We start from the raw sequence: 23,905 nt of genomic DNA, 5'->3' as shown, positions 1-23,905 counted from the left end.
TTTTTTAGAACTGTGCGCGCGGTTCGTAGTCATTGAAGATGAGGGCACATCATTTTGTGCGTTCGCGGCGGCAGGTGTAGGCGTCGCGAATCATTGAAAACGGCTATTAATTAGATAGCCAGCTATTTTTCAAAGATGGTCTACCCTCTGTTTAGACGTCTGAAACAAGGGGGATTCTCCATGCTCGCGCATCTTCCACCGGCCTTACAGAATCTGCAATTACCGCTTCGCCTGAGACTCTGGGATGGCCATGAATTCAATCTGGGGCCGACGCCCAGTGTCACGATTGTGGTCAAGGACCCACAAATGGTCACCCAGTTTACCCATCCAAGCCTGGACGCCCTTGGCGCTGCATTTGTCGAAGGCAAACTTGAGCTTGAAGGCTCCATCAGCGATGTGATCCGCGTCTGCGATGAATGGAGCCAGGCGTTGCTGGATGAAGGCGACGACAATCAGCCGGTTCGTAGCGCCCACGACAAAGAGATGGATGCCAAGGCGATTTCCTACCACTACGACCTTTCCAACGCGTTCTATCAGCTGTGGCTCGACAGCGACATGGCGTATTCCTGCGCTTACTTCGAGACTGGCAGCGAAAGCCTCGAGCAGGCCCAGCAGGCCAAATTCCGTCATTTGTGCCGCAAACTGCGCCTGCAACCCGGCGAATATCTGCTGGATGTGGGTTGCGGTTGGGGCGGATTGGCGCGTTACGCGGCGCGAGAATTTGGCGCGAAAGTGTTCGGTATCACCCTCAGCAAGGAGCAGTTGGCCCTGGCCCGGGAACGCGTAAAAGCGGAAGGCCTGGAGGACCTGGTCGAACTGCAACTGCTCGACTATCGCGATCTGCCGCAGGATGGCCGTTTCGATAAAGTGGTCAGCGTCGGCATGTTCGAACACGTCGGCCACGCCAATCTTGCCGAGTACTGCAAGACCCTGTTCGGCGCGGTGAAAGACGGCGGCCTGGTGATGAACCACGGGATCACCGCCAAATACACCGATGGCCGTCCGGTCGGACGCGGTGCCGGTGACTTCATTGGAAAATATGTGTTCCCCAATGGCGAGCTGCCACACCTGTCGATGATCTCTGCCGAGATCAGTGAGGCCGGGCTGGAAATCGTTGACGTCGAGAGCTTGCGCCTGCACTACGCGCGCACGCTCGATCACTGGAGCGAACGCCTGGAAGACAACCTCGAAGCGGCCTCCAGACTCGTACCGGAACAAGTCCTGCGCATCTGGCGGCTCTACCTGGCCGGTTGCGCTTACGCGTTCGCCCGCGGCTGGATCAACCTGCACCAGATTCTCGCCGTGAAGGCCCACGCCGATGGCAGTCATGAACTGCCATGGACCCGGGACGATATCTACCTCTAGAGAATCGGTGAAATAAGCCGGGCGACCCGCATGCCGAGCTGTTGGACGCGGTGGGTCTCCCGGCTTTCTTCTTTGGCGATTTCGTGGGCGTTGGCAAAGTCATCGTTGAGCATCTGTTCCACCTCGGCGGCGAACGCGCTGTCGACGGTCAGCAACATCACTTCGAAATTCAGCCGGAACGAACGGTTGTCCATGTTGGCGCTGCCGATGGCGCTGATTTCGCTGTCGATCAACACCACTTTCTGGTGCAGGAACCCGGGTTCGTAACGGAATACCCGCACACCGGCGCGCACTGCTTCGAAGGCGTAGAGGCTGGAGGCAGCGTAGACGATTCGGTGGTCGGGCCGGGACGGTAACAGCAGGCGCACATCCACTCCGCGCAGTACCGCCAGGCGCAACGCCGCGAACACGGCTTCGTCGGGGATGAAATACGGGCTGGTAATCCAGACCCGCTCGGTCGCCGCGTGGATGGCCTCGACAAAGAACAATGAGCAGGTTTCGCAGGCATCGGCCGGGCCGCTGGCGAGTAACTGGCACAGCACGCCGCCTTCCGGATAAACCTCGGGCAGGATCAGCGGCGGCAATGCACGAGCCGCCCAGAACCAGTCTTCGGCGAAAGACTCCTGCATGCACGCCACCACTGGCCCGCGCACTTGTACGTGGGTATCGCGCCAAGGGGCCAGGGGCGGCTTCTCGCCCATGTATTCGTCACCGACGTTGTGCCCGCCGACGAAGCCGAGAATGCCGTCCACCACCACGATCTTGCGGTGGTTGCGAAAGTTCACCTGAAAGCGGTTGAGCCAGCCACTTCGGGTGGCGAAGGCTTTGACCTCGACCCCGCCATCACGCAAGGCCTGCACGTAGCCGTGGGGCAGGGAGTGGCTGCCGATTCGGTCATATAGCAGGTAAATCGCCACGCCTTCGGCGGCTTTCTTCAACAGCAGGGATTGCAGGCGTTGGCCGAGCCGGTCGTCGTGAACGATGAAGAACTGGATCAGCACGGCTTCCTTCGCCCGGCTGATGGCATCGAAAATGGCCTCGAATGTCGACTGACCGTTGATCAACAGGCGCATCTCGTTATTGGCCAGGCAAGGCATGGTTCCGAGCTTGGGCATTGCTCTGAGTGAGGCGTATGCGGCCGAAGCGCGGGCGGTGAGTGCTTCTTCCACCCAGGGGCGCCAGTTGAGTTCGGAGACGGCCTTGCGCATTTCCTCGTTGGCCTGTCGCCGGGCCTTGATGTAACCATCAAAGGTGCTGCGGCCGAACACCAGGTACGGGATCAGCGTGAAGTAAGGGATGAAAAACAGCGACAGGGCCCAGGCGATCGAGCCTTGGGCGGTACGGACGGTCAACACCGCGTGTATGGCCGCGATCATGCCCAGCGAGTGCAGCAGGGCGATGGTATAACCGAAAATATGCGGTCCGAAATAATCCATGGGGGCTGCCTTGCTCCTGGAGATTCAGTGCTTAACAGACCATGTTCCGTGCAGAATGTCGCTAATTAATTGACCCATGAACCGAAGCGCGTGGCCGACGTCTAACGGCCACAACTGATCAGGAGTTACTCGATGAACGTTCGTCTGCTGGGTTTGGCCATGGCACTGGGTTTGGCACTTCCTGTGGCGGCTCACGCGCAAATGCTGCAACCAGGATTGTGGGAGCTGACCACGAGCAACATGAAGGTCGATGAGCAGAATATGCCGGACCTGCAATTGATCCTGGGTCAGCTTCAGAGCCAGATGACCCCTGAGCAGCGCGCACAGCTGGAAAAGCAGGGCATCACCATGGGGGGCAAAGGGATCCGGGCGTGCCTGACCCCAGAGCAGGTCAGGACCGATAACATTCCGTTGACCGATCCGCAGTCGGGCTGCAAGCAGGAAATCACCGACCGCTCCGGCAATCAGTGGAAATTCCGCTTCAGTTGCCCGAGAGCCCAGGGTGCCGGCGTGGCGACATTCGTCAGTGATCGCGAATTCACCACCAAGGTCAACGGGACGTTCAACGCCACCGGCATTCAGCAGAAAGGTAGCCTCGAATCCCGCGCCGTCTGGTTGGGTCAGGACTGCGGCACGGTGAAGCCAAGAGCCTAAAAGCTTCGTCGGATCGTCTTCGCGAGCAAGCCCACACATTGGTTTTGTGAACACCACAGATCCAGTGTGGGAGCGGGCTTGCTCCGGGCGGCGATCCGACGAAAGCGTCCATCCAGCCTCCCTAGATCCCCGGCCGACTCAACCATTCACACGCCGCCTCGACGGCCATCCGGCCAAAATCCTCCCCCGTACGACTGCGCACACTGACAAACCCCCCGGCCTGTTCTTTTTCGCCAACCACCACCAGGTACGGCACGGTCTGGCTGTGCTGGCGAATCTTGTAGCGGACTTTTTCGTTACGCAGGTCGGCCTTGGCACGCACACCCCGTTGGCGCAAGGATTCGGTCACCGCTTGTGCATAAGTCGCCTGGCGGTCATCCATGCTCACGACGACCACGTGGGGTGGAACGCGCCAGTGCTGCAGTTCCTGGTGGCTGGACCAGCATGTGCCGTAGATCCGTTGTTGCAACGTTCCGCTGATGTGATCGAGGGCAAACGCCTGCAAGACTTTGGTGGTGGGGACATGCGGTCCATGGCTCTGGTATTCGGTGTCCCCCAGGCGGTATAGCGGCACCTCTTCGCGCGGCGGCCGACGGCGGATCGAGTGATTGGTCGCTGCCAGTGACTGCATGCGCGTTTCGATGAGGGGCAGGTCTGCCGGGGTCAGCGGTCGCTCGACTGAAAACTCGTAAAAGAAACCGTCGCCCAATTCCTTTCCCGCGCGCATTTGCGCATGGGGGTGGAGTTGCTTGACCGCCATGGCCAGCATCAATGCACAGGAGCGCCGCAGGATCTCCAGGCCGTCCGGCTCCCGGGGGGTGACAATGCTGACCCGGGCATCCGCCTCGATCATGTATTCGCAGTCCACCAGTACACCATCGACTCGGCCCGCTACGGCTGCGCTGGCCAGTTCGGGGCCGATGCTGGCGGCCACCTCGTGCACGGACAGCGGCTGGTCGTACTCACGCAATGAACCATCGGGCAGGGTGATCTGGATCATGGTCGGCGTACTCTGGTGCTTCTAACGAGCGTTATCGCATAAACCGTAGGGGTGCTGTCATTAAGACGTTTGTCATGCCAGGCAATTTGTCCTGACACGATGGCTGGTTTTGGCCACCAGTGTGGTGATCGGCAAAATCTGTTCCGCGACCAACTCCAGCAACACGGGCATTGCGAATCAGTACGTTGCTCATGGTCAGAACTCGTTTTGCAGGGCTTTGTAGCCGCGCACCAGATCGACGTTGGTGCGCGCCACGTCTTCGGAAAACTCCGAGGCACTGACGCTCACCGGCGGATATTGCGAGAGGTCGGTGTTGGGACCGATCCGCGTGGTGGAAGGCACGTAGAAGGCCGCAGGCAGGTCACGCCCGTCGACCACCGAGTTGTGCCGTACCACGCAACCGTCACCGACCACGCAGTTGAACAGCACGCTGTTGAAGCCTATGAACACTCGATTGCCGACGGTGCAGGGGCCATGCACGATCGAGCGGTGGGCGATGGAACTGAATTCGCCAATGGTCACCGCCGCACCGGATTTTGAATGGATCACCACGCCGTCCTGGATGTTCGAATTGGCGCCGATGGTGATCGGCTGCATGTCGCCCGAGTCATCGACTTCGTCAGCGCGTATCACCGCGTAGGGGCCGACGAACACGTTCTCGCCGATCACCACTTTGCCGCAGATGATTGCCGTCTTGTCGACGTAGGCAGACTCGGCAATCAGCGGTAAATCGCCGGAAGGGTTCTTGCGGATCATGGCTTGCTCAACGCGTTGTACAGGGTGTTGAGGTTGTACTCGAACAACCCGGTGAAGGTGCTGGCCGGGCCGCTCGCCGCAAGGGCATCGGAGTACAGCGTGCCGCCGATCTGCGCACCGCTTTCATCGGCGATCTGCTTGAGCAGGCGGGCGTCCTTGATGTTTTCCATGAACACCGCCTTGACCTTGGCCTGACGAATCTGGGTGATCAGTGCGGCCACCTCGGCGGCCGAAGGTTCGCGCTCGGTGGACAGGCCTTGAGGTGCCATGAACTCGATGCCGTAGGCTTGGCCGAGATAACCGAAGGCGTCATGGGACGTCACGATCTTGCGGTTGCCCGCTGGCAATGAACCGAGTTTGGCCTTGGCTTCGGCGAGCAGGGCGTAGACCTGTTTCAGATACGCCTGGCTGTTGCGCTCATAGTCGGCGCTGTTCGCCGGGTCAGCGTCAATCAGCGCCTTGGTGATGTTGGCGATGTACAGCTCGGTGTTCGCCAGGTTATGCCAGGCATGCGGGTCGGGAACGGTTTCGCCGTCTTCATCCAGGCTCCGCGGTATGACTCCGTGGCTCGCGCTGATGACCGGCGCCTGGGTCTCGGTACTGGTCACCAGGCGATCCAGCCAGGGTTCGAAACCCAGGCCGTTCTTGATGATGAGCCTGGCCTTGAGCAGCGCTTTGGCGTCGTCCGGTGTCGGCTCGTACGTGTGGGCATCCGCGTCCGGGCCGACCATGTTGGTGATCTGAATGTGATCCTTGCCGATCTGACGGGTCATGTCGGCAAGGATGCTGAAGCTGGTGACCACCTGAAGTTTTTCAGCAGCAGACAGCGACATCGACACCATCAAACTGAGCAGCACGAGTAAAGCGCGCATCGGATAACACCTCATTGGGATGTGAGCAAAGGCGGGCGGCGCAGCAAGCCGTGCACCGGTCCGAATACCACGGACAACAGATACCCAGCGCCTGCGACCAACACGATTGCCGGGCCACTGGGCAGCGAGTAGTAGAACGAGATCAACAGGCCGAGCCACACCGAGAGGCTGCCGAGCAAAGCGGCGACGACGATCAGTACCGGCAAACGGCGACTCCAGAAACGCGCTGCAGCGGCAGGCAACATCATCAAGCCGACCACCATCAATGCGCCGATCGCCTGAAAACCAATGACCAGATTCAACACCACCAGTGTCAGGAACACGCCGTGGGCCAGTGGGCCAAGTCGGCTGACGGTTTGCAGAAAAAGTGGGTCGAGGGTGTCGAGCAGCAGCGGTCTGTAGATCAATGCCATGGCCATCAGACTCAGGCCCGAGACCCAAAGCATGCCGGTCAAAGTGGGGCCATCGACCGCCAGCGCCGAGCCAAACAGCAGGTGCAACAGGTCCAGGCGTTTGCCGGCAATGCCGAGAATCAACACGCCACTGGCCAGGGAAATCGGGTAAATCGCCGCGAGGCTGGCATCCTCTCGCAGGCCGGTGCGTCGGGTAATCCAGGCAGCGAGGCCCGCCATACTCAGGCCGGCACCGAGGCCACCGATGGTCAACGCCGGGAGGCTCAATCCGGCAAACCAGAAGCCCAGTGCCGCACCGGGAAGGATGCCGTGGGCGACGGCATCGCCGATCAGGCTCATGCGTCTGAGGATCAGAAACACGCCCAAGGGCGCCGTGCTGCACGCCAGGAGCAAACCACCGAGCAACGCCCGACGCATGAAGACGAACTCGTGGAACGGTTGCCAGAGATGCGTTGCAGCGATCATCAGGCCACCTGCGATTGAGGTTGTTGGCGGATCAGTTCGGAGCTCGGGCCGAATACACAACCGCTGCCTTTGATCAGCAATGTGTGTGGGATGTGCTCGCGGACAGCGGCGAGGTCGTGGCACACAACCACCAGCGTCCGGCCTTCGAAGTGCCACTGATGTATGTGCTTCCAGAGCAATGCCTGGCCGCGTTCATCGAGGGCCGCGTGGGGTTCGTCGAGCAACAGCAAGGGCGCTTCGGTCAGGCTCAATCGGGCGAGCAGGGCGCGTTGCAACTCACCGCCGGAAAGGGCCATCAGGGGGCGATCTTCGAGGCCGTTCAGGCACCAGTTTTCGAGGGCGGCTTTCAGTCGTTGGCTGCGGATTTCCGCTGATTGTCTGTTGCCCCAGAAACCGGCAGCGACCAATGCCTGAAGGCTGATCGGGAATTGTCTGTCCAGGTGTTGTTGCTGAGGCAGGAACGACACACCGCCCCTGCGTGGAACACCCAGCCGTACTTTTCCAGCCAAGGGTTTCTGCAGGCCGGCGATGACCTTCAACAGGCTGCTTTTACCGGACCCGTTCGCACCGATGATGGCGGTCAGGCTGCCCTTCGGCAGTTCGAAGTCCAGCGCCGGCGTGAGTGGCTGTCCCGGTGCGCCCCAACGCAAGGATTGGCAACCAATCATGCTGCCTCCCAGTTGAATCGGCTTTCCGCTACGGCGTCATGGGCGTGCAGGCTTTCGGCGTGGATCACGCGAATGTGGAAGGCGTTAATGCCCGTGGAACGCTTCAGGGCCAGATTCAAACGGCGTGCGGCGTCTTCGCAGAACATCAGGTTCTGACCGTTGGCCAGGGCGAAGGCCTGTTCGTCGGCGCGTTTTACCGCTGTTTGAACGGCTGTGCCGAGTGCGGCTTCGGCGTCGTTGATGACGGCGATCAGAGGCAACTCATCCAGAAAATCAGCCAGCCGTACGCGTAACTTTGCGCTGCTGCGTTGGCTGTGAGGTGTGGCGACGATGCCGTTGGTGGAGCCGAGCCACGCCAAAACGTCAGCGTGTTGCAGCGGTTTGTTGGCGAAATCATCGACGAATTGCTGCTGAATCAGCTGTCGAGAAAGGGCCGCAGAACACGGACAGGTTGAGGAATAAAGCAGGTCGATTTTTAGTTCCACGTGGAACATCGCATTTTTCAAACGCGCTTCGATGCTCACCGGATAACTTTTCCAGCCCGCCAGTGGGCTGATCAGCGCCGGTCTTTTCAGCAGCACATCGGCGTGAATGGTTAAGTGAGCGCTGCTGGACAGCCCTTCATGACTCTCAAGAAAGCGCTGCAAAACCCGGCGCAATAAGGCCGGTGAAAGGCTTTCCTGCTCCAACAGTTCAAGTGCCAGATAGAGCCGTGACATGTGAATGCCGCGCGCATTGCCGTCGTCGAGACTCACGCCGGCATCGGCCTTTGCATTCAATCGTTGGCCATCAAACAAAACAGGAAGAGCAATGCCGCACATGCCCACCCACTCCAGTGGCAGGGCTTGGCGTGAGGCCTGCGTGGCGATATCCGGCAGAGTCAGCGCATTCATGAGCAGGTCCATCGTGGGAGTTGATTTGACATGTTATAGTATAACAATTAAATCGACGATGCCTTTTTCATGAACAGGTCTTCATCGACCACCGTGGCACCAGCCTCAGCGGTGATCTCAGTCGTTGGCCCAGGGCAGTACCGTACTTGGCAGCCTGGCGGGTATCACCACGTTGCATCAGAGGCGCGTGGAGCAGGCTGGCCTAACACCCAGCGATCCGGCTGCAGGTGAACTTGGCGCTGCTGCCGCCGGAGCTGGAAAACCGGTTGATCGTGGTCCAGCCGACGCGCTGGTTGTAGCCAACCCACGCCTCGCCATCGGAAGCGATACCGGTGAAGAACGTGAACTGGCCGTAGCGGCTGTTGGTCTGCACCCAATAGCGTTTGCCGGCCGTTTCGAACCCACGCAGATAGATCGTGCTTCCGGCGGTGTTGACGCTGTAGGCGTTGCCATCCGCATCCACGCAGGCCAACAGGTTGGCGCTACGAGTGCACCTGGCCAGGCTCGGGACCTGGGCCATCGCGTCGGCAGCCACCAGCAGGGACAGCGTTATCAATGCGGGTTTAAGGGCGTTGCGCATGAGCTTTCTCACGAGGGGAGCGGCGTTCAGCATCCTGTCCTTTGCCCTACTGAGCAAGAGGGGATGGTCTATTTGAATTGTTACAGTATAACATTATGTAAGCCCGGCACAGCGACCGGGCATCCCTGTGAGGAATATGCAGATGTCCAATCGACTCCCCGTGACCGTTCTCTCCGGCTTTCTTGGTGCCGGAAAAAGTACACTTCTTAATTACATACTACGTAATCGCGATGGTTTGCGGGTTGCAGTCATCGTCAACGATATGAGCGAAATCAACGTCGATGGCACCGAAGTCCAGCGTGATGTCAGTCTTAATCGGGCTGAAGAACGGTTGGTGGAAATGAGTAACGGGTGTATTTGCTGTACGTTACGTGAAGATTTGCTGGAGGAAGTGAGTCAGCTCGCCAGGGAAGGTCGCTTCGACTATCTGCTGATCGAGTCCACCGGTATTTCAGAACCGCTGCCGGTGGCGGAAACCTTCACCTTCCGCGATGAAAGCGGCCAGAGCCTCAACGACATCGCACGTCTGGACACCATGGTCACGGTGGTCGATGGCATGAACTTCCTGCTCGATTACCAGGCTGCCGAAAGCCTGGCTTCCCGAGGCGAAACACTTGGGGAAGAAGACGAGCGTTCGATCACCGATCTGTTGATTGAGCAGGTCGAGTTCGCCGATGTGATTTTGCTCAGCAAGGTCGACTTGATCAGCAGCCACGAACGCGAGGAACTGATCGCCATACTTCAACGGCTCAACGCCCAAGCGGAAATCATTCCGATGGCAATGGGCGAAATCCCTTTGAATAAGATTCTAAACACTGGTCGTTTTGACTTCGAAAAGGCGGCCCAGGCACCGGGATGGTTGCAGGAACTGCGCGGCGAACACGTGCCGGAAACCGAAGAATACGGCATTGCTTCCAGCGCTTACCGGGCTCGCCGGCCGTTCCACCCGCAGCGTTTCTTCAACTTCATCGACGGGTCTTGGGACAACGGCAAGCTGCTGCGCTCCAAGGGCTTCTTCTGGCTGGCGAGCAAGCACATGGACGCCGGCAGTTGGTCCCAGGCCGGTGGTTTGATGCGCTATGGTTTTGCCGGGCGCTGGTGGCGTTTCGTACCGAAAAACCAATGGCCGCAGGACGCGGAAAGTACCGCCGGGATCATGAAAAACTGGTCCGCCGACAGCGGGGACTGTCGCCAGGAGCTGGTATTCATCGGCCAGAACATCGACTTTACGCAGCTCACGGCCGAACTGGACGCATGCCTGCTGACCGATGAAGAAATGGCGTTGGGCGAAGAGGGCTGGCGTTTGCTGCCTGATCCATTCGGCCCCTGGTACGAAGAGGTTGCCTGATCCTCTATGGGTGCTTCAAGGCTTGAGCCAGGTGCCTTGGCTGCGAGTCTCGCAGTACGGCTGTAAATACGCCGTGTCAGTGGCAACGCCGTAATAGTGAATATCCTGTCGGTAGGGCATATTGGCGACTCGGGCGTTGCTGCAGATACCAAATGCGCCGCCGGGGCACTGATCGACATACCGGACCTCGACTTTCTGCCCCGCCAGGTTCGGCTGGCAGAAGCCATCGGCGAAGAGTTTTGGCGGGATGTTGCGGTTCTGCTGGCAAACCTGGACATCAAGCCGCTCGGCCTGGCTGTGAACCACGCAAGCCTGGGCCTGTGCCTCGCCTGAAACGAGTGCCAGGAGCAATGACAAGCCAATCAACCGCATCCATCACCTCCTCAGAAATCATCGACCATGCTGCAGAATATCCCCACTCATGTCATTGCCGGCCCGTTGGGCGCCGGCAAGACCAGCCTGATCAAACACCTGCTGGCCCAGCGCCCGGCTGGCGAGCGCTGGGCGGTGTTGATCAACGAGTTCGGCCAGATCGGTCTCGATGCTGCGCTCCTGACCCGGGATGCAGATGGTATCGCACTGGGCGAAGTGGCCGGAGGCTGCTTGTGTTGCGTCAACGGCGCACCGTTCCAGATTGGTCTTGGGCGTTTGTTGCGCAAGGCACAGCCGGATCGGCTGTTCATCGAGCCCTCAGGGCTGGGGCATCCGGCACAGTTGCTCAGGCAATTGAGCGAAGCGCCGTGGCAAGGCGTGTTGGCTGTTCAGCCTTGTGTACTGGTGTTGGACGCCCAGGCGCTTGCTGCAGGCAAACCGCTGCCGCAGGCGCAACAGCAAGCGCTGAGCCATGCGGGATTGTTACTGCTGAACAAATCTGAAGGTCTCGAAGAAGAAAGTCGCCAGCGAATCGCCAGGCAATTGCCGCCGACTCCTCTGCACTGGACGCAACAGGCGGTTTTACCCTTGAGCGAGTTGCCGGGGCTGAAAGCCAAGGCGCTGGAGGGTGTGGACAACTTCGTTGTGCCCAAGGGATTGGCGCAGATGCCGGCTGTCTGGACTGATCCCGCGTTGCCCATCTGCTTGAGTCAGGAACAGGACGGTGGCTGGAGCATCGGTTGGCGCTGGCATTCGAGCCAGGTGTTTGATGCCGCCCTGGTCTGCCGCTGGCTGGAAAGCCATGGCTGGCAGCGGGCGAAGCTGGTTATCCACAGTGTGCAAGGGTGGGTCTCGGTGAATGCGGTGGATAACTCGGTGCTGGACTGGCGGCCCAGTGAATGGCGGCAGGATTCGCGTATCGAGCTGATTTTCAGTGAGCCGCAGAATGCAGAACGACTGCAGAGTGAGCTTGCAGCGTGTCGATCCGAACCGGGTTAATGGCTCAAGGTCGCCACTTGGTATGTTCCTGACGCCACTGGCTCAGCTCGATCACTTCTGCGCGAGGCTTCACCACCTCGACCGGAGGTTCGGTTTCGTCGAATGGAACCGGGTAGGGCGCCAGTTCAATCTGTGCGCTGTGAGCGCCGAACTGGGTGATGGTGCCGTTGTGGCGGGTTTCGCCGGTCACGGTGAATTCGAAGTTGTACACGCGGGCCAGGCGCCGCCGACCACTGGCATCCCGGATGAACGCTATTCTTTTCAAGGCCACGTTGCCGTCCAGCAATTCGATCCCGAGTTTGCTGCAGTGCTGTTTGACCCGCTCCAGCGCGCGTTCGCGCAAGCCGTGATTGTGCCAAAGCCATGCGCCGGCAGTGGCGAAAAGCATCAGCACGAATATATTTCCAAGGGTCAGCATCAACAGGGTGCTCCAACAAGATAGTGTCAGCTTAACTGCGTCGCTGGTCTGTCGTACAGGCTGCGTTTAGTCGCATACTGCGCGGCTAGAATTTCAATCGTTTTACGGAAATCCACCGCATGAAACGTACTCCGCATTTGCTCGCTATCCAGTCCCACGTGGTATTCGGTCACGCCGGCAACAGTGCCGCGGTTTTCCCGATGCAACGGGTCGGGGTGAATGTCTGGCCGCTCAACACCGTGCAATTCTCCAACCACACCCAGTACGGTCAGTGGGCCGGTGAAGTGCTGGCACCGCAGCAGATACCGGACCTGGTCGAAGGCATCGCGGCGATTGGCGAATTGGGCAACTGCGATGCGGTGCTCTCCGGTTACCTCGGCAGTGCGGCCCAGGGCCGGGCGATCCTGACGGGAGTGGCGCGGATCAAGTCGATGAACCCCAAGGCGCTTTACCTGTGTGACCCGGTCATGGGGCATCCGGAGAAGGGTTGCAGTGTTCCGGCGGAAGTCGGTGATTTTCTGTTGGAAGAGGCCGCCGCCGTGGCGGACTTCATGTGCCCGAACCAGCTGGAGCTGGACAGCTTCTCCGGACGCAAGCCGCAATCGCTGTTCGATTGCCTGGCCATGGCGCGCGTTTTGTTGGCGCGCGGCCCAAAAGCGGTCCTGGTCAAGCATCTGGACTACCCCGGTAAACCGGCAGAGGTCTTCGAGATGCTGCTGGTGACGACCGAAGGCAGCTGGCATTTGCAGCGCCCGTTGCTGGCGTTTCCGCGTCAGCCGGTGGGTGTGGGCGATCTGACGTCCGGGTTGTTCCTGGCGCGTGTGCTGCTGGGAGACAGTCTGGTAGCCGCGTTCGAGTTCGCGGCATCGGCGGTGCATGAAGTGCTGCTGGAAACCCAGGCGTGTGCCAGCTACGAGTTGGAACTGGTTCGGGCTCAGGACCGGATTGCCCATCCGCGGGTGCGGTTCGAAGCGAGCTCGATCAGCCTCTGATTCAGCGTTGCCACCATTCGTCGGATCGCCGCCCGGAGCAAGCCCGCTCCCACACAGGACAACTGTGGGAGCGGGCTTGCTCGCGAAGGCTATCTAAAGAACACCATCAGCCCGCCAGGCACACTCAGGCGTCGCCCTTGATTTCCTGATAGCGCTTTTCCAGCTCCTGACGAATCTGCCGACGCTGCTGGGCCTGCATATAGCGGCGCTTGTCTTCGCTGTTCTGCGGTTGCAGCGGCGGTACCGATGCAGGTTTACGCTGGTCATCCACCGCAACCATGGTGAAGAAGCAACTGTTGGTGTGACGCACCGAGCGCTCGCGGATGTTCTCGGTCACCACTTTGATACCCACCTCCATGGAGGTGTTGCCGGTGTAGTTGACCGAGGCGAGAAAGGTCACCAGTTCGCCGACATGGATCGGCTCACGGAAAATGACCTGGTCCACCGACAGGGTCACCACATAGCGGCCGGCATAACGGCTGGCGCAGGCGTAGGCCACTTCGTCGAGGTATTTGAGCAGGGTGCCGCCGTGAACATTGCCAGAGAAGTTGGCCATGTCTGGGGTCATCAATACCGTCATCGACAGCTGGGCGTTTCCGGGTTCCATAGCATTCTCACGGGTCAAGACCAGGTTTGAGGGATGCACCTCTGCGGGTGCCTCAGCGGTTTTTTCAAACCAACAGTTATCGGGACGCCGGGTGCGGAGTCGCCGTCACGCCGGATCGATCTGTTTCCATATATTGCACCGCCTTTCTGCCAGAAGTCGCGGTGTTACCCTGCAAAAAAGCTCTGCTTCAAGGGCATTTCCTACACGCAATCCAGATTTTTGTTCTGTTCGATCAGACTTTTCCTGCGTCCGGGGATCGAGCAATGCCATCCAGGGAGTCTCACACCATGCATGCCATCAGTTTCATTCAGGATCTGGCAGTGATCATGTTGATCGCAGGTGTGGTCACCGTGGTTTTCCACCGCCTGAAACAACCGGTGGTGCTGGGATATATCGTCGCCGGCTTCATCATTGGCCCGCACACCCCGCCATTCGGCCTGATCCATGACGAACAAACCATCAAGACCCTGGCCGAACTCGGCGTGATATTCCTGATGTTCTGCCTGGGCCTGGAGTTCAGCCTGCGCAAGTTGTTCAAGGTCGGCGCCACGGCATTCATCGCGGCGTTCCTGGAAATCGTGTTGATGATCTGGATCGGCTACGAGATTGGTCGCTGGTTCGACTGGAACACCATGGATTCACTGTTCCTCGGTGCGATCCTGGCGATTTCCTCGACCACCATCATCGTCAAGGCACTCAACGATCTGAAGTTGAAGAACGAGCGATTTGCACAGCTGATATTCGGGGTGCTGATCGTCGAAGACATTCTGGGTATCGGCATTATCGCATTGCTGTCCAGCATCGCCGTCAGCGGTACGGTCAGCTCCGGCGAAGTGTTTTCTACCGTCGGCAAACTGTCGCTGTTCATGATCGTCGCATTGGTCATCGGCATTCTGATGGTGCCGCGGTTGCTGGCCTACGTGGCCAGATTCGAGAGCAACGAAATGCTGCTGATTACCGTGCTGGGCCTGTGTTTTGGCTTTTGCCTGCTGGTGGTCAAGCTTGAATACAGCATGGTCCTCGGGGCGTTCCTGATCGGCGCGATCATGGCTGAATCCCGACAACTGCTGAAAATCGAGCGCTTGATTGAACCGGTTCGCGATCTTTTCAGTGCGATTTTCTTTGTAGCCATCGGGCTGATGCTCGATCCGGCGATCCTGCTTCAGTACGCCTGGCCGATCGCCGTAATCACCGTAGCCGTGGTGCTCGGCAAGATGTTGTCCTGTGGCCTTGGTGCGTTTATCGCCGGTAATGACGGACGCACCTCGCTGCGAGTCGGGATGGGTCTTTCACAGATTGGCGAGTTCTCTTTCATCATTGCGGCACTCGGCATGACGTTGCAGGTCACCAGTAACTTTCTATACCCCGTGGCTGTGGCGGTTTCGGTGATCACGACCTTACTGACGCCTTATCTGATCCGCGCGGCTGATCCATTGTCTATCAAGCTCGCCGGCGCCATGCCGGAACGCCTGGGACGGGTGTTGGGGATGTACGGCGAATGGCTGCGCAGCATCCAGCCTCAGGGTGAGGGCGCGTTACTGGCATCCATGATTCGGAGGATTTTGCTGCAGGTGGGAGTCAATCTGGCGCTGGTAATCGCGATCTTCTTATCAGGTGCGTTCTTCGCCGAGCGTATGTCGGCTTACCTGCAAGGCTGGATCAGCGACCCGAGCTGGCAGAAGGCATTGATCTGGGGCGGGGCGCTGTTGTTGTCGCTGCCTTTTTTGATTGCGGCGTACCGCAAGCTCAAAGCACTGTCGATGTTGCTGGCGGAAATGGGCGTTAAGCCAGAGATGGCCGGGCGCCACACGCAGCGAGTGCGCCGGGTGATCTCCGAAGTGATCCCGATCCTGTCGCTGCTGGTGATCTTTTTGCTGCTGGCAGCCTTGTCGGCCAGTATTCTGCCGACCAACAAGTTGCTGGTACTGATCGCCGTGGTCGCGGCCGCCGTGGCGGCGCTGCTGTGGCGCTGGTTCATTCGTGTGCACACGCGGATGCAGGTGGCGTTGCTGGAAACCCTCGACAATCACAAGGAGTCGTCCAGGCATTGACCACCTTGCGGCGTTGGTGGGATCAGCTTTCCAGCCAGACGTCCCGCGCCCAGTGCCACACGGACTCCCAGGTTTCTTCGGCGATCAGCTCTTCTTCGGCCTGCCAAAGCACCACGGTGCCGTCCTCTTCGACCAGGTAGTAGTCATCACCGACTTGGCAGATAGGAATCATGCTGCGATCAACGCCAGCGTCCCAGGCGTTGGCGGCAACGTCGGGCAGGTAGGTGTGGGATTGCGGGTCGGTCACGGTGACCGGTTCCAGGCTACCGTAGACCACGTCGCTGACGGTCAGCAGAAACTCTCTGAAGACGAACGGAATGTCGATGAACAGTTGTTCTTCGATTTCGACCAGCAGGTCTTCGTCGGGCAGTTCCAAGGGGACCGGTACCGGTTCGTTGGCTTCACGCAGTTGTTCGATGATTTCTTCCACGTCCGGGATCCTCTTGCTTGTATGGCGCGGTTTATATGGGGCGGTTTATACAGTAGCTCGCTATAGATGCAACCGTGAAATAGAAAACCCCGGCCGAAGCCGGGGTTTTGTTTACAGCAGCTGAAGTTCTGCGCGGGATCAGCCGTTCTGGCGGATACCGGCCACCAGCCAAGGCTGGTTTTCGCCTTGGGCGCGTTCCATGTTCCAGCTTTCGCTGAAGACTTCGCCCTGGTCGAAACGCGAGGTTTTCGACACGCCAGTGAAGGTCAGGGTGGCGATGGTCTTGTCGGCGCGATCGTCCACACCGTCCAGTTGTACATTGAGGTTATCAATGTAGGTGGACTGGAAACCGTCGCCCAGGTCGGCACGTTCGCGCTTGAGGAATTCCAGCATTTGCGGAGTGACAAATTCGGCGATCTTGTCCATTTCGTTGGCGTCCCAGTGCTGTTGCAGGGACTGGAAGTGATTGCGTGCCGCTTCGACGAAGTTCCTTTCGTTGAACCAGGCTGGAGCATTGATCACTGGACGGGCGGCAACAGGCGCTGCCGAACCACCGAAGATGGAACCGCCGGCCGGCTTTTGTTCGAACGCTTCACGCTGCATCGGCGCATGGCCGGCCGGAGCGTAATGCTCCTGCTGCTTGCGACGACGGGCGGCGATAAAGCGGAAGACCAGGAACGCGATGACGGCCATGATCAGGATGTCGAAGATCTGCATGCCCTGGAAGCCGCCACCCATGAACATGGATGCCAGCAGGCCACCGGCGGCGATACCGGCCAGAGGGCCGAGCCAGCGCGAAGCGCCACCGGCCTTGGCAGCGGCGCCAGCGGCACCGGCAGCACCAGCGGTCGCCGCGGCGCCGCCCATGCCTGGAGAAGAAGGAGCCATCTGGCTGGTCTGGTGCGTCGGCGCAGCGCCTGCGCTTTTGCCACCACCGAAGCGCTTGGCGGCATTGACGTCGAGACTCATCGTCAGGCCGATGCACAACGCCATGGCGATGCTAAGAAAACGTTTCATAAAGGGAATTCCCATTTGTGGAAGGCACGCGCGCCATGTTGCACAGCTGAAGTGTTACTGGCTAGCGGCAGAGTGTTTCGGGCTTTTGCCTGACAGGTCGTGTTCAGCTTCAGTCAGCGCAATAAGGCCTTTTGATTTTGATATGTCAGATGAGTGGAAAAGTTTTGTAGGACGTTCGCCTAGCGTCGTAGGGCCAGCATGACGACCCCGGCCGTGATCAGACCGATTCCGCCCCATTGGCGCAGGTCGAGTTTTTCTCCCAGCAGAACCACGCCCAGTATGGCGACCAGCACCACGCTGAGTTTGTCCACTGGAGCGACCAGTGAGGCCGGACCGACCTTGAGTGCGCGGAAATAGCAGATCCACGACGCCCCGGTGGCCAGGCCCGACAACAACAGGAACAGATAACTCTTCGCAGAGATCGATCCCAATGACTGATATTGGCCCGTGGCGTACAAAATCAAGGCCAGGCTGACCAATACCACGATCGTACGCAGCAGGGTGGCGAAGTCGGAATTGACGTTTTCGATGCCGACTTTCGCGAAAATGGCGGTCATCGCCGCGAAAGCCGCGGATAACAGGGCCCAGAATGTCCAGGAAGAAAAAAAGCCCGAGCCCATGACGGTTCCTTGATTGCTTACATGAAACTGGAGACTACACAGAACCTTGTGGGAGCGGGCTTGCTCGCGAAAGCGGAGTGTCAGGCAACCTCAATAGAGACTGACCCACCGTATTCGCGAGCAAGCCCGCTCCCACATTGATCCTTCTGCGAGCTTTAGATCGCTTCCAGCTTGGCATAACCCAGCATCAGCCACTTGCTGCCTTCGCTGAAGTTCACCTGTACCCGGGCCTGGGCCCCGGCGCCTTCGAAGTTGAGGATCACGCCGTCACCGAATATCGAGTGGCGCACAGTCTGGCCCAGGCTGAAGCCGGTCTGCGGAATCTCGCTGCCGCTGAACAGGTTGCTGCCACTCATCGACTGGTTGCCACCGAACGGACGGCTGACGCTATTGGACAACCGCACTTCCTGGATCAGGCCTTTCGGAACTTCGCGTACGAAGCGCGACACCTTGTTGTAGGTCTCGCTGCCATACAGGCGGCGGGTTTCGGCGTAGGTCATCACCAGATTCTGCATGGCCCGAGTGATGCCGACATAGGCCAGACGACGCTCTTCCTCAAGGCGGCCGGGTTCTTCCAGGCTCATCTTGTGCGGGAACAGGCCTTCCTCCATGCCCACCAGGAACACGTAAGGGAATTCCAGGCCCTTGGCGCTGTGCAGGGTCATCAATTGAATACTGTCTTCGTGCTCGTCGGCCTGGGTGTCGCCGGCTTCCAGCGACGCATGACCGAGGAAGGCCGCGAGCGGCGTCAGGTCTTCGTCTTCTTCGCTGTTTTCGAAGTTGCGCGCGGCGCTGACCAGTTCCTCAAGGTTTTCTACCCGGGCCTGGCCTTTCTCGCCTTTTTCCGCTTCGTGATAGGCGATCAGCCCCGACTGCTCGATGACGGTCTGGGTCATCAGATGCAGCGGCATTTCCATGCACTTGGCAGCGAGGTTCTCGATCAGCTCGATAAACGCGCCGAGGGCACCGGCTGCACGACCGGTCAGGCCTTTGTTGGCTACCAGTTGGCGCATCGCTTCCCACATCGACACGTCGCTGTGGCGCGCATGGTCGCGGATCGCTTCGACGGTTTTCTCGCCGATGCCGCGGGCTGGCACGTTGATGACCCGTTCCAGTGCCGCGTCGTTGCCCCGTCCTTCAAGTAACCGCAGGTAAGCCATGGCGTTCTTGATTTCGGCGCGTTCGAAGAAGCGCTGACCGCCATAGATACGGTAGGGAATGCGCTCGCGCAGCAAGGCCTCTTCCAGAACCCGCGACTGGGCGTTGGAGCGGTACAGAATCGCGATATCGCTGCGAGACAAGCCGGTTTTCAGCGCGCTTTCGATGGTTTCGACAACGTAGCGTGCTTCGTCGTGTTCGTTGAAGGCGGCGTACAGGTTGATCGCTTCGCCGTCGCCGCCGTCTGTCCACAGCTCCTTGCCCAGGCGCCCGGTGTTGTTGGCGATCAAGGCGTTGGCTGCCTTCAGGATGCCGGCGGTGGAGCGATAGTTTTGCTCCAGGCGAATGGTTTCGGCGTCCGGGAAGTCTTCGGAGTACTGGTAGATGTTCTCGATTTTCGCGCCGCGCCAGCCGTAGATCGACTGGTCGTCGTCGCCCACCACCATCAGGCTGTCGCCACCCTTGGCCAGCAGGCGCAACCAGGCGTACTGCACGGCGTTGGTGTCCTGGAACTCGTCCACCAGGATGTGCCGGAAGCGCTTTTGATAGTGAGCGAGCAGGCCTGGGTGATCGCGCCACAGATCGAGGGCGCGCAGCAGCAATTCGGAGAAGTCGATGACACCCGCACGCAGGCAGGCGGCCTCGTAGGCTTCATAGATGCCGCGCATGGTCGCCAGGAACAGGTCACCGCTGGCTTGAATGTGTTGCGGACGCAGGCCTTCGTCTTTCTGCCCGTTGATGAACCACTGGGCCTGACGGGCCGGCCAGCGTTGCTCATCCAGGCCGAGCTCGCGGATCACCCGCTTGACCAGCCGTTGCTGGTCGTCGCTGTCGAGAATCTGGAAAGTCTGGCTTAAGCCCGCTTCCTGCCAGTGCGCCCGCAACAAGCGGTGCGCCAGGCCGTGGAAGGTGCCGACCCACATGCCGGCCGGGTTGATACCCATCAACTGCTCGATGCGCTGGCGCATCTCGGCAGCAGCCTTGTTGGTGAAGGTCACCGACAGGATGGAGTGGGGCGAGGCGTTTTCGACCTGGATCAGCCAGGCGATACGGTGCACCAGCACTCGGGTTTTACCGGAACCAGCACCGGCCAGGACCAACTGACGACCCACGGGGGCCGCTACGGCCTGGCGTTGGGCATCGTTGAGGGAGTTCAGCAGAAGGGAGAGATCATCGCGCATCAGGGCATTCTAGGGGGACGCGACACACCGGGCAAACTCCGCTTCGCTTTAGCCGATGAAAGTTATGCGAAGGACGACCGGTCGGTCATCGGCTGCAGGCGTTGGCGGGGCGAGTCTTCAGCGTTTTCAGGGGGCGTCGGCGACTGAAAAATTTGGCGATTTATTGATCAGCAGCAGTTTGGTCCGGGCAATTGCTTGTGTATGCTCCGAGCAGTTTCGGGCTCATGCTCATCATTATAAGAACAAGAACATCGCCTATGACCCTCAGCTTCGACCTGTCGGGCCCCATTGTGGAACCCCGGGAGATCCGTAAACAGTACGCCATGGAAATGGCGGTCGAACGCACGCGCCTGTTGTATCAGGGCTCGCTGCTGCCCACGTTGTTCATGCTGATCAATGGCCTGGTCTGCGCCGGTTTGCTCTGGAGTCCGCAGCGCTACTTCCTGGTCAGTGTCTGGCTGGTGTGGTTGTTGTCACTGGTGGCATTACGGGTGATTCAGGTCGCAGCCTTCGACTCGGCAATTCCCAATCGACAGGCCCATCCCATTTGGCGAAGGATGTTCTGGCTGGGCTCCGGCCTCACCGGCCTGACCCTGGCCGGTGCCGGCATCGCCCTGGCTCCCGCCGACAACTTCATTCAGCAAGCCTGGGTCTTCGGCCTCATCGGCGCCGCAGCGCTTTCGGCCAGCGTGGCTTATGCGGTCAGTTTGCCGGCCTTTCTGTCTTTTACCTTGCCCTGCCTGTTGCCGGCCATCGCCTATATGTTTTTTGGGGGGGGCGAGCAGCAGCAAGGTTGGGGCTGGTTCGGGCTGATTCTGCTCGGTGCATTGAGCGTGGTTGCCTGGCAGGTCAATCGATTGATCGATCGGGGCTTGATGCGACGCTTTCAGAATCAGGCACTGATCGAGCATTTGCAGCAGGCGCAAAGCTGCAGTGATCAGCTCAATCAGAAGCTGGCCAAGGAGATCGAACAGCGCCGACGGGCCGAGGACGAGTTGCGGGAGATTCAGATCGACCTGGAAAACCGTGTCGCTCAGCGCAGCCTGGAGCTGGACGCTGCCAACCAGGCGCTGAGCAAGAGTGAGGCGCGTCTGGCGCTGGCATTGAAGGCCAGCGAGTTGGGGTTGTGGGACTGGAATCTGCAAACCGACGAAGTCCATCACACGCAGATTCAGGAATTGTTCGGCCTGGAGCCGGAGCAGGTCACCGCATTACTGCGTCACCTCAAGCCGCGCCTGCATCCCGAGGATCTTCCTGCGCTGAAAAGGGCGCTGGTCGAGCATATGAAGGGCCGCACCGAGGACTATCAGATCGAGTATCGCGTACGGCATGGCGACGGCCACTGGGTCTGGATCGAGGACCGTGGGCGGGCGGTCGAGCGCGCCAAAAACGGCCGGGTGATTCGCATGGTTGGCACTCGCCGCGACATCAGCGTCAGCAAAGGCCTGGAAGAACAGCGGCAACTGGCGGCGACCGTTTTCGAGGCGGCCAGCGAAGGGATCGTGATTTTCGATCCGAACTACGCCCTGATCGCGGTCAATCAAGCCTTCAGTCGAGTGACCGGCTATGACATCGAAGACATGATCGGCCGCAATGTCGTTGAGTTGCCCTGCAGCCGCGATGCGCGTCGGCATTACGCCGCAATACATCAGGCGCTGGAACAGCAAGGCAGCTGGCAGGGCGAATTGGTGGAAACCCGCAAGAACGGCGAGATGTATCCGCAATGGCTGCAACTGAATGCTGTGCGCGATACCCGGGGAAATGTCAGCCATATTGTGGGCTTCTTCGCTGATCTCTCCGCCCGCCGGGAATCCGAAGAGCGGATGCGCTATCTGACCCATTACGACGAACTTACCGGTCTGGCCAACCGCTCGATGTTCCGCGAACGACTCAGCGAGGCTCACCAACGAGTGCGACAGGGCGGTTATCGCAGCCTGGCGTTGCTGCACATCAATCTCGATCGGTTCAAGCAACTCAACGACAGCCTTGGGCATGAAGTCGCCGACCAGTTATTGCAGAAAATGGCCCGGCGACTGGTGAATGCATTGCCTGAGGCAGACACCATCGCGCGCCTTTCCGGTGACGAATTTGCCGTGCTGTTCAATTCCTATGGCAACCTTTCGAGCCTGGCCCGGGTGGCGACTCGTCTGGCGAGCAAGTTGCGTTTGCCCGTCACCATCGACGGCCATGAGCTGGTGGTCAGTGCGTCGATGGGTATCAGCCTGTTGCCGGACAGCGCCCGGGAAATATCTGCATTGGTCAGTCAGTCGAACATGGCCATGCAACACGCCAAACACCTGGGTGGTAATAACTTCCAGTTTTACACCGACAGTCTGCAAGCCAGCACGCTGGAGCGCTTGCAGCTGGAAAACCATTTGCGCAAGGCCGTCGAAGAGCAACAGCTGAAGGTGTTTTACCAACCCAAGCTGTGCCTTGCCACGGGCAAGCTCAATGCCGCCGAAGCCTTGGTGCGCTGGGATCATCCGACCATGGGCCGTGTGCCGCCGGGGGATTTCATCGGCCTGGCTGAAGAGACTGGATTGATCGGCCCGATCGGTGAGTTCGTGTTGCGTCAGGCCTGCTGGCAAGCCTGTGAGTGGCAGCGGCAGGGGCTTGAGCCGATCCGGGTGTCGGTCAATTTGTCGGTACACCAGTTGCGCCAAGGCAAGCTGGTCAGTCTGGTGCGACAGGTCCTGGAGGAAACCGCGCTGGCACCGCACCTCCTGGAGCTGGAACTCACTGAAAGCCAGTTGCTCGACAGCGTCGAACATATCATCGCTACTTTCCAGCAATTGCGAGATCTAGGGGTGAAGCTGGCCATCGATGATTTCGGCACGGGGTATTCGTCCCTGAGTTACCTCAAGCGGATTCCGGTGGATTACGTGAAGATCGACCAGGCGTTTATCCGCGGATTGGGTGAGGGCACTGAAGACGCGGCGATTACCCGGGCAATCATTGCCATGGCACACGGCTTGTCGTTGAAGGTCGTGGCGGAAGGGGTCGAACGACGCGAGCAGCTTGAGTTTCTCAAGAATGAGCTCTGTGACGAGGTGCAAGGCTATCTCATCAGCCGGCCGGTCGAGGCGGATGGGCTTGCGGCGCTGCTGCGCGAACAATCCATGGATTGAAAAGGTGCTTCCCGCCGGTTGTTTTCCAGAGCCGACGGGAAGTCGATGTGTACTTAGCTGGAAATCATGACTTCATCGATATGGTGCAGCAACTCTCCTTCGTAGAAGATACTAACGCCACTGACGTTAGAGTCTCCCATTGTTTTATATTCGATGAATTTGTCAGTTAAGACATGCAGTGTAATATCCTGAGGTATTGCAAGTACCAGATCCAGTCGCAGATCAAAGGACTTATCCTGAATATCGCTGAGTTCCAGTTTTGGTATAACGCGGGGATCGGCAACGGTTACGGTGCCATTGACGCGGAAAGACTGGCTCCCAGGCATTCGGTCGATTTGTGCGGTCCAGTCTTTGGTTTTAATACTCATGGTTTGTAACTCCAGTAATTAGTTATATTGCTTCCTGCCGAATTAATATATCCATCTGAAGTTGCGAGCGATAAGTTTTTTAGTTTGGCTTTGTAAGGTTGTGTGTTCCGGTAT

General features: G+C 59.2%; 23 protein-coding genes. 7 read left to right on the top strand and 16 right to left on the bottom strand.

Annotation, left to right across the window (positions count from 1 at the left end; translation table 11 throughout):
• The first annotated feature begins 180 nt into the window (after positions 1-180).
• Entirely contained in the window at positions 181-1,365 is a 1,185-nt protein-coding gene (gene cfaB / locus AC06G5_RS30065) for a C17 cyclopropane fatty acid synthase CfaB (protein ID WP_413422903.1), read from the top strand.
• On the opposite strand, the gene cls is transcribed toward cfaB, so the two are convergent.
• The gene (gene cls / locus AC06G5_RS30060; RefSeq protein ID WP_413422901.1) at positions 1,362-2,801 is read right to left on the bottom strand and encodes a cardiolipin synthase; all 1,440 of its coding nucleotides are present in this window, start codon (positions 2,799-2,801) and stop codon (positions 1,362-1,364) included. The genes cfaB and cls overlap by 4 nt on opposite strands.
• 132 nt (positions 2,802-2,933) lie before the next feature.
• Between cls and AC06G5_RS30055 the strand changes: the two genes are divergently transcribed.
• Positions 2,934-3,455 (top strand): DUF3617 domain-containing protein, encoded by a 522-nt coding sequence (locus AC06G5_RS30055; protein WP_413422899.1) that lies wholly within the window; start codon positions 2,934-2,936, stop codon positions 3,453-3,455.
• Between the two features lie 121 nt (positions 3,456-3,576).
• Here AC06G5_RS30055 and AC06G5_RS30050 read toward each other — a convergent pair whose 3' ends face one another.
• The 7 genes from AC06G5_RS30050 to AC06G5_RS30020 all read right to left on the bottom strand — a co-directional run bounded on the left by AC06G5_RS30050 (position 3,577) and on the right by AC06G5_RS30020 (position 9,102).
• On the bottom strand, positions 3,577-4,455 hold the full coding sequence (locus AC06G5_RS30050; RefSeq protein WP_413703802.1) for a His/Gly/Thr/Pro-type tRNA ligase C-terminal domain-containing protein: 879 nt from the start codon (positions 4,453-4,455) through the stop codon (positions 3,577-3,579).
• Positions 4,456-4,650: 195 nt separating this feature from the next.
• A complete protein-coding gene (locus tag AC06G5_RS30045; RefSeq protein ID WP_008018335.1) occupies positions 4,651-5,211 on the bottom strand; it encodes a gamma carbonic anhydrase family protein in 561 nt (186 codons plus the stop codon).
• On the bottom strand, positions 5,208-6,083 hold the full coding sequence (locus AC06G5_RS30040; protein WP_480458738.1) for a metal ABC transporter substrate-binding protein: 876 nt from the start codon (positions 6,081-6,083) through the stop codon (positions 5,208-5,210). The genes AC06G5_RS30045 and AC06G5_RS30040 overlap by 4 nt, the downstream gene beginning before the upstream one ends.
• Positions 6,084-6,094: 11 nt before the next feature.
• Positions 6,095-6,961, bottom strand: coding sequence for a metal ABC transporter permease (locus AC06G5_RS30035; RefSeq protein WP_413703803.1), 867 nt, complete (start codon positions 6,959-6,961; stop codon positions 6,095-6,097).
• A complete protein-coding gene (locus tag AC06G5_RS30030; protein WP_480458736.1) occupies positions 6,961-7,629 on the bottom strand; it encodes a metal ABC transporter ATP-binding protein in 669 nt (222 codons plus the stop codon). Before AC06G5_RS30030 ends, AC06G5_RS30035 begins: the two co-directional genes overlap by 1 nt.
• The gene (gene folE2, locus AC06G5_RS30025) at positions 7,626-8,522 is read right to left on the bottom strand and encodes a GTP cyclohydrolase FolE2 (protein WP_413422888.1); all 897 of its coding nucleotides are present in this window, start codon (positions 8,520-8,522) and stop codon (positions 7,626-7,628) included. Before folE2 ends, AC06G5_RS30030 begins: the two co-directional genes overlap by 4 nt.
• Positions 8,523-8,724: 202 nt before the next feature.
• Positions 8,725-9,102 carry a glutamine synthetase gene (locus AC06G5_RS30020; protein ID WP_413422886.1) on the bottom strand — a complete coding sequence of 126 codons (378 nt, stop codon included), beginning with the start codon at positions 9,100-9,102 and terminating at the stop codon, positions 8,725-8,727.
• A gap of 142 nt (positions 9,103-9,244) precedes the next feature.
• On the opposite strand from AC06G5_RS30020, the gene zigA reads away from it, so the two are divergent.
• Positions 9,245-10,450, top strand: coding sequence for a zinc metallochaperone GTPase ZigA (gene zigA, locus AC06G5_RS30015; protein WP_480458734.1), 1,206 nt, complete (start codon positions 9,245-9,247; stop codon positions 10,448-10,450).
• A gap of 15 nt (positions 10,451-10,465) precedes the next feature.
• Here the strand turns inward: zigA and AC06G5_RS30010 are convergent, their stop codons facing one another.
• Positions 10,466-10,822: an NADH:ubiquinone oxidoreductase gene (locus AC06G5_RS30010; protein ID WP_413422882.1), complete on the bottom strand. Its 357-nt coding sequence runs from the start codon at positions 10,820-10,822 to the stop codon at positions 10,466-10,468.
• 27 nt (positions 10,823-10,849) lie between these two features.
• Between AC06G5_RS30010 and AC06G5_RS30005 the strand changes: the two genes are divergently transcribed.
• The gene (locus tag AC06G5_RS30005; RefSeq protein ID WP_413703806.1) at positions 10,850-11,821 is read left to right on the top strand and encodes a CobW family GTP-binding protein; all 972 of its coding nucleotides are present in this window, start codon (positions 10,850-10,852) and stop codon (positions 11,819-11,821) included.
• Positions 11,822-11,825: 4 nt separating this feature from the next.
• On the opposite strand, the gene AC06G5_RS30000 is transcribed toward AC06G5_RS30005, so the two are convergent.
• Positions 11,826-12,239 (bottom strand): DUF3301 domain-containing protein, encoded by a 414-nt coding sequence (locus AC06G5_RS30000; protein ID WP_085716156.1) that lies wholly within the window; start codon positions 12,237-12,239, stop codon positions 11,826-11,828.
• Positions 12,240-12,358: 119 nt separating this feature from the next.
• On the opposite strand from AC06G5_RS30000, the gene pdxY reads away from it, so the two are divergent.
• On the top strand, positions 12,359-13,231 hold the full coding sequence (pdxY, locus tag AC06G5_RS29995) for a pyridoxal kinase PdxY (RefSeq protein ID WP_413422878.1): 873 nt from the start codon (positions 12,359-12,361) through the stop codon (positions 13,229-13,231).
• Between the two features lie 124 nt (positions 13,232-13,355).
• Here the strand turns inward: pdxY and AC06G5_RS29990 are convergent, their stop codons facing one another.
• Positions 13,356-13,838: an acyl-CoA thioesterase gene (locus AC06G5_RS29990; protein ID WP_007934430.1), complete on the bottom strand. Its 483-nt coding sequence runs from the start codon at positions 13,836-13,838 to the stop codon at positions 13,356-13,358.
• A 287-nt stretch (positions 13,839-14,125) separates the two neighbouring features.
• On the opposite strand from AC06G5_RS29990, the gene AC06G5_RS29985 reads away from it, so the two are divergent.
• A complete protein-coding gene (locus AC06G5_RS29985; protein WP_413422876.1) occupies positions 14,126-15,889 on the top strand; it encodes a cation:proton antiporter in 1,764 nt (587 codons plus the stop codon).
• 22 nt (positions 15,890-15,911) lie between these two features.
• Here the strand turns inward: AC06G5_RS29985 and AC06G5_RS29980 are convergent, their stop codons facing one another.
• From AC06G5_RS29980 to uvrD, 4 genes are all read right to left on the bottom strand, one after another.
• Positions 15,912-16,319, bottom strand: coding sequence for an SMI1/KNR4 family protein (locus AC06G5_RS29980; protein WP_057396553.1), 408 nt, complete (start codon positions 16,317-16,319; stop codon positions 15,912-15,914).
• Positions 16,320-16,457: 138 nt separating this feature from the next.
• The gene (locus AC06G5_RS29975) at positions 16,458-17,336 is read right to left on the bottom strand and encodes a Tim44 domain-containing protein (RefSeq protein WP_413703807.1); all 879 of its coding nucleotides are present in this window, start codon (positions 17,334-17,336) and stop codon (positions 16,458-16,460) included.
• Between the two features lie 179 nt (positions 17,337-17,515).
• A complete protein-coding gene (locus AC06G5_RS29970; protein WP_007989639.1) occupies positions 17,516-17,956 on the bottom strand; it encodes an EamA family transporter in 441 nt (146 codons plus the stop codon).
• A gap of 155 nt (positions 17,957-18,111) precedes the next feature.
• Complete coding sequence (uvrD, locus tag AC06G5_RS29965) at positions 18,112-20,295, bottom strand: DNA helicase II (protein ID WP_095964375.1); 2,184 nt, start codon at positions 20,293-20,295, stop codon at positions 18,112-18,114.
• A gap of 257 nt (positions 20,296-20,552) precedes the next feature.
• Here uvrD and AC06G5_RS29960 point away from each other — a divergent pair, with 257 nt between their 5' ends.
• Positions 20,553-23,423, top strand: coding sequence for a putative bifunctional diguanylate cyclase/phosphodiesterase (locus AC06G5_RS29960; protein WP_413428439.1), 2,871 nt, complete (start codon positions 20,553-20,555; stop codon positions 23,421-23,423).
• A 53-nt stretch (positions 23,424-23,476) separates the two neighbouring features.
• Here the strand turns inward: AC06G5_RS29960 and AC06G5_RS29955 are convergent, their stop codons facing one another.
• Positions 23,477-23,791, bottom strand: a complete 315-nt coding sequence (locus AC06G5_RS29955) for a hypothetical protein (RefSeq protein ID WP_413428440.1) — start codon at positions 23,789-23,791, stop codon at positions 23,477-23,479.
• Positions 23,792-23,905 lie beyond the last annotated feature (114 nt).

Source organism: Pseudomonas sp. WT-JTC (genome assembly GCF_056711565.1).
This window is presented reverse-complemented; position numbering and strand designations above follow the sequence as displayed.